The sequence below is a fragment of the Phenylobacterium sp. genome, from assembly GCF_036723115.1.
GTDB lineage: Bacteria > Pseudomonadota > Alphaproteobacteria > Caulobacterales > Caulobacteraceae > Phenylobacterium.
Genome location: NZ_DAIMHV010000212.1, coordinates 1 through 3,141, shown reverse-complemented (window position 1 = coordinate 3,141; position 3,141 = coordinate 1). Strand labels below are relative to the sequence as shown.

Below are 3,141 nucleotides of genomic sequence, written 5' to 3'. Positions count from 1 at the left end.
AGGGAGACGCGCGATGCGGGTGATGGTTCTGGTCAAGGCGACCACCGACAGCGAGGCGGGGCTCATGCCGCGCCCCGACATGATGGAGGCCATGGGCCGCTACAACGAATTGCTGGTGGAGGCCGGGATCATGAAGGAGGGGGACGGCCTCAAACCCTCGTCCCAGGGCAGGCGCGTGGCCTTCGACGGCGAGACCCGCACGGTCATCGACGGCCCGTTCGCCGAAACCAAGGAACTGGTGGCCGGCTACTGGATCTGGGAGGTCAAGGACATGGACGAGGCCGTGGCCTGGGTGAAGCGGTGCCCCAACCCCATGCCCGGCCCCAGCGAGATCGAGATCCGGCCCTTCTACGAAATGGCCGACTTCGCCGAGATCATGACCCCCGAAGCCGAGGCCGTGCACGGCCGCGTGGCCGACAGGCTGGCGGAGCAGGCAGAATAATAAGTCTGGACTTATATAACTGAGAACCGGTATTCTCCATCGTCGCAGAGGAGATGACCCATGACCGCCATCGGCGCCGAAGTCCGCGCGTATCTGGAACGGGAGCATGACGGGGCTCCGGCTCGGGTGGTGGTCGCCGAGAGGACCTATCCCACGACGGTCGATGATCTGTGGGATGCGGTGACCAACCCGGCGCGCCTGCCCCGCTGGTTCCTGCCCCTAGAGGGCGAGCTGAGGCTGGGCGGGCGCTACCAGCTCATCGGCAATGCGGGGGGAACCATCACCCGCTGCGATCCCCCCGACGCCCTCGACCTGACCTGGGAGTTCGGGGGCGCGATGAGCTGGGTCACGGTGCGGCTGAGCCCCGATGGCGGCGGCGCCCGCCTCGTCCTGGAGCACATCTTCCTGGCGTCGGACGCCGATGAGCACTGGGCGAAGTATGGCCCGGCCGCCGTCGGCGTGGGCTGGGACCTGGCCTTCATGGGGCTTGGTCTGCATCTGGCCGATCCGGCAGCCGCCAGCCCGCCGGAGGCTTCAGCCGAATGGCAGAGCTCGGAGGCGGCCAAGACGATCATGCGCGACAGCGCCGCGGCCTGGGCCGCCGCCCACATCGCCGGCGGCGGAGACCCTGTCGTCGCCAAGGCCATGGCGCAGCGCACGGCAGAGTTCTACACAGGCGGCTGATGCATGCCTTCGACGTCCTCGGCGACCCCGTGCGCCGCCGCCTGCTGGAAATGCTCGCCGCCGGCGAGAAGTCGTCCGGCGAGATGACTGAGGTCATCCGCGCGGAGTTCGGCATCAGCCAGGCCGCGGTGTCCCAGCACCTGAAGGTCTTGCGGGACGCCGGCTTCGCTCAGGTTCGCGCGGAAGGCGCGCGCCGCATCTATTCCGTCGATCCGGCCCCGCTGCAGGACGTGGACGACTGGCTCGCCCCCTTCCGTGCGTTCTGGGTCCCGAAGCTCGAGGCGCTGGCCACCGAAGTCGCGCGGGGAAAAAAGCGCGGCGATTGAAGGCTCAAACTGTCACCACCCGGCCGTCACGGACCTCGACGGGCCAGGGCGCAAGGCGCTCGCCGAAGCAGGGGCCGACGACGCATTCGCCGGTCAGCGGGACGAACAGCGCCCCGTGGCCCGCGCAGAGGATGTGGCGGTGGTCCCGCGTCAGGTAGCGGTCGTCCAGCGCCGAGAGCGGCCAGCCGGCATGGGGGCAGCTGTCCACATAGCCGCGGATCTCTTCGCCGATGCGCACCACGACGCCGGCGAACATGGCCGCCTGCGCCCGGAACCGGAACCCCTTGGCGCCGGGTTCGGCGATGTCGTCGAGGGCGCAGAGGTCGGTCCCCGCAGGGGGCCGGGCGGGGTTGCCGCTCAAGCCAAGGCCCCGCGGGTGATCTTGAAGGCGGAAATCTCCACCCGCTCGAACACGCCTGCGCTCTTATAGGGGTCGGCGTCGCTGAAGGCCTGGACCTCGGCGAGGCTGTCGGCTTCGTAAAGGATGAGCGAGCCGGCCATTTCGCCCGCCTCGTCGAGCAGGGGTCCGGCCAGCTTCACCCGCTCGATGTGCTCGCCGATATAGGCCAGGTGGGCTTCGCGGACGGCCATCCGTTCGGAGAGGGCGTTCTTCTTGTCGAAGCACATCAGCACATAGATCATTCCAGGTCCTCGCGTTCGTCCTTGAGCGGGCGGGAGAGCAGGCCTTCGATGGCGGCGTCCACCGCCACCTCCCCGGCCAGTATGGCGGCCACGGCCTCGCAGATGGGGGTCTCGACGCCGACCTTGGCGGCCAGCTGGCGCACGGCCGGGGCCGAGGCGACGCCCTCGGCCACCGAGAGCTTGCCGGCGAGCGCCTGTTCCAGGGTCTGGCCGCCGCCCAGCGCCAGGCCGACGCTCATATTGCGCGATTGCGGGCTGGAGCAGGTCAGCACCAGGTCGCCCAGGCCGCAGAGGCCGGCCACCGTCTCGGGCTCGCCGCCCAGGGCCACGGCCAGGCGGGTCATTTCGGCGAAGCCGCGGGTGATCAGCGCCGCATGGGCCGAGCGGCCCAGGCCCCGGCCCTCAACGATGCCGCAGGCGATGGCCAGCACATTCTTGATGGCGCCGCCCACCTCGGCGCCCACCATGTCCGGCGCGTAATAGGGGCGGAAGGCGGGCAGGGCGACGGCTTCGGCCAGCGCCCGGCCGAGCGCCTCGTCCAGGCAGGCGAGCGTGACGGCCGTGGGCAGGCCGCGGGCCACCTCGCCGGCGAAGCTGGGACCCGACAGGACGGCGGCCGCAGCGGCGGGCAGGGTCTCGGCCAGGACCTCCGTCATCAGTTTCAGCGAGCCCTGCTCCACCCCCTTGGCGCACAGCAGGACGGGCAGGCCCTCCCGGGCGTGGGGGGCGAAGGCCGTCAGCGTGGCGCGCAGGTGCTGGGCCGGGGCCACCATCAGCACCAGGTCGCAGTCGGCGAGATCGGCCAGGTCGCCTGTGCAGGCGATGGCGGGGTCCAGGGCCACGCCCGGCAGGAAGAGGCGGTTCTCATGGGCCGCGTTCACCGAGGCGACCACCTCGGCCTCCCGCGCCCACAGGGTGGTGGAGAGCCCCGCCCGGGCGCAGACCTGGGCGAGAGCCGTGCCCCAGGCGCCCGCGCCGATCACCCCGGCCCGGCTGAAGGAATAGCTCATGCCTTGGCGCCCTTTCGTCCGGCGAGATGGGTGGGGT

General features: G+C 70.7%; 6 protein-coding genes. 3 read left to right on the top strand and 3 right to left on the bottom strand.

The genetic code is table 11. The features are described 5' to 3' along the window. The 3 genes from V7D28_RS14565 to V7D28_RS14555 all read left to right on the top strand — a co-directional run. Positions 1-442: YciI family protein (locus tag V7D28_RS14565; protein ID WP_333588105.1), on the top strand; the 442-nt coding region annotated here is incomplete at its 5' end. A 60-nt stretch (positions 443-502) separates the two neighbouring features. Continuing rightward, the gene (locus V7D28_RS14560) at positions 503-1,126 is read left to right on the top strand and encodes an SRPBCC family protein (protein WP_333588104.1); all 624 of its coding nucleotides are present in this window, start codon (positions 503-505) and stop codon (positions 1,124-1,126) included. Then, positions 1,126-1,452 carry an ArsR/SmtB family transcription factor gene (locus tag V7D28_RS14555; protein WP_333588103.1) on the top strand — a complete coding sequence of 109 codons (327 nt, stop codon included), beginning with the start codon at positions 1,126-1,128 and terminating at the stop codon, positions 1,450-1,452. The genes V7D28_RS14560 and V7D28_RS14555 overlap by 1 nt, the downstream gene beginning before the upstream one ends. Before the next feature lie 4 nt (positions 1,453-1,456). Here V7D28_RS14555 and V7D28_RS14550 read toward each other — a convergent pair whose 3' ends face one another. The 3 genes from V7D28_RS14550 to V7D28_RS14540 are packed head-to-tail and all read right to left on the bottom strand — an operon-like array spanning position 1,457 to position 3,104. Then, positions 1,457-1,813, bottom strand: coding sequence for a Rieske (2Fe-2S) protein (locus tag V7D28_RS14550; protein ID WP_333588102.1), 357 nt, complete (start codon positions 1,811-1,813; stop codon positions 1,457-1,459). Further along, positions 1,810-2,094, bottom strand: coding sequence for a YciI family protein (locus V7D28_RS14545; protein ID WP_333588101.1), 285 nt, complete (start codon positions 2,092-2,094; stop codon positions 1,810-1,812). The genes V7D28_RS14550 and V7D28_RS14545 overlap by 4 nt, the downstream gene beginning before the upstream one ends. Next, positions 2,091-3,104, bottom strand: a complete 1,014-nt coding sequence (locus V7D28_RS14540) for an NAD(P)H-dependent glycerol-3-phosphate dehydrogenase (protein WP_333588100.1) — start codon at positions 3,102-3,104, stop codon at positions 2,091-2,093. Before V7D28_RS14540 ends, V7D28_RS14545 begins: the two co-directional genes overlap by 4 nt. Positions 3,105-3,141 lie beyond the last annotated feature (37 nt).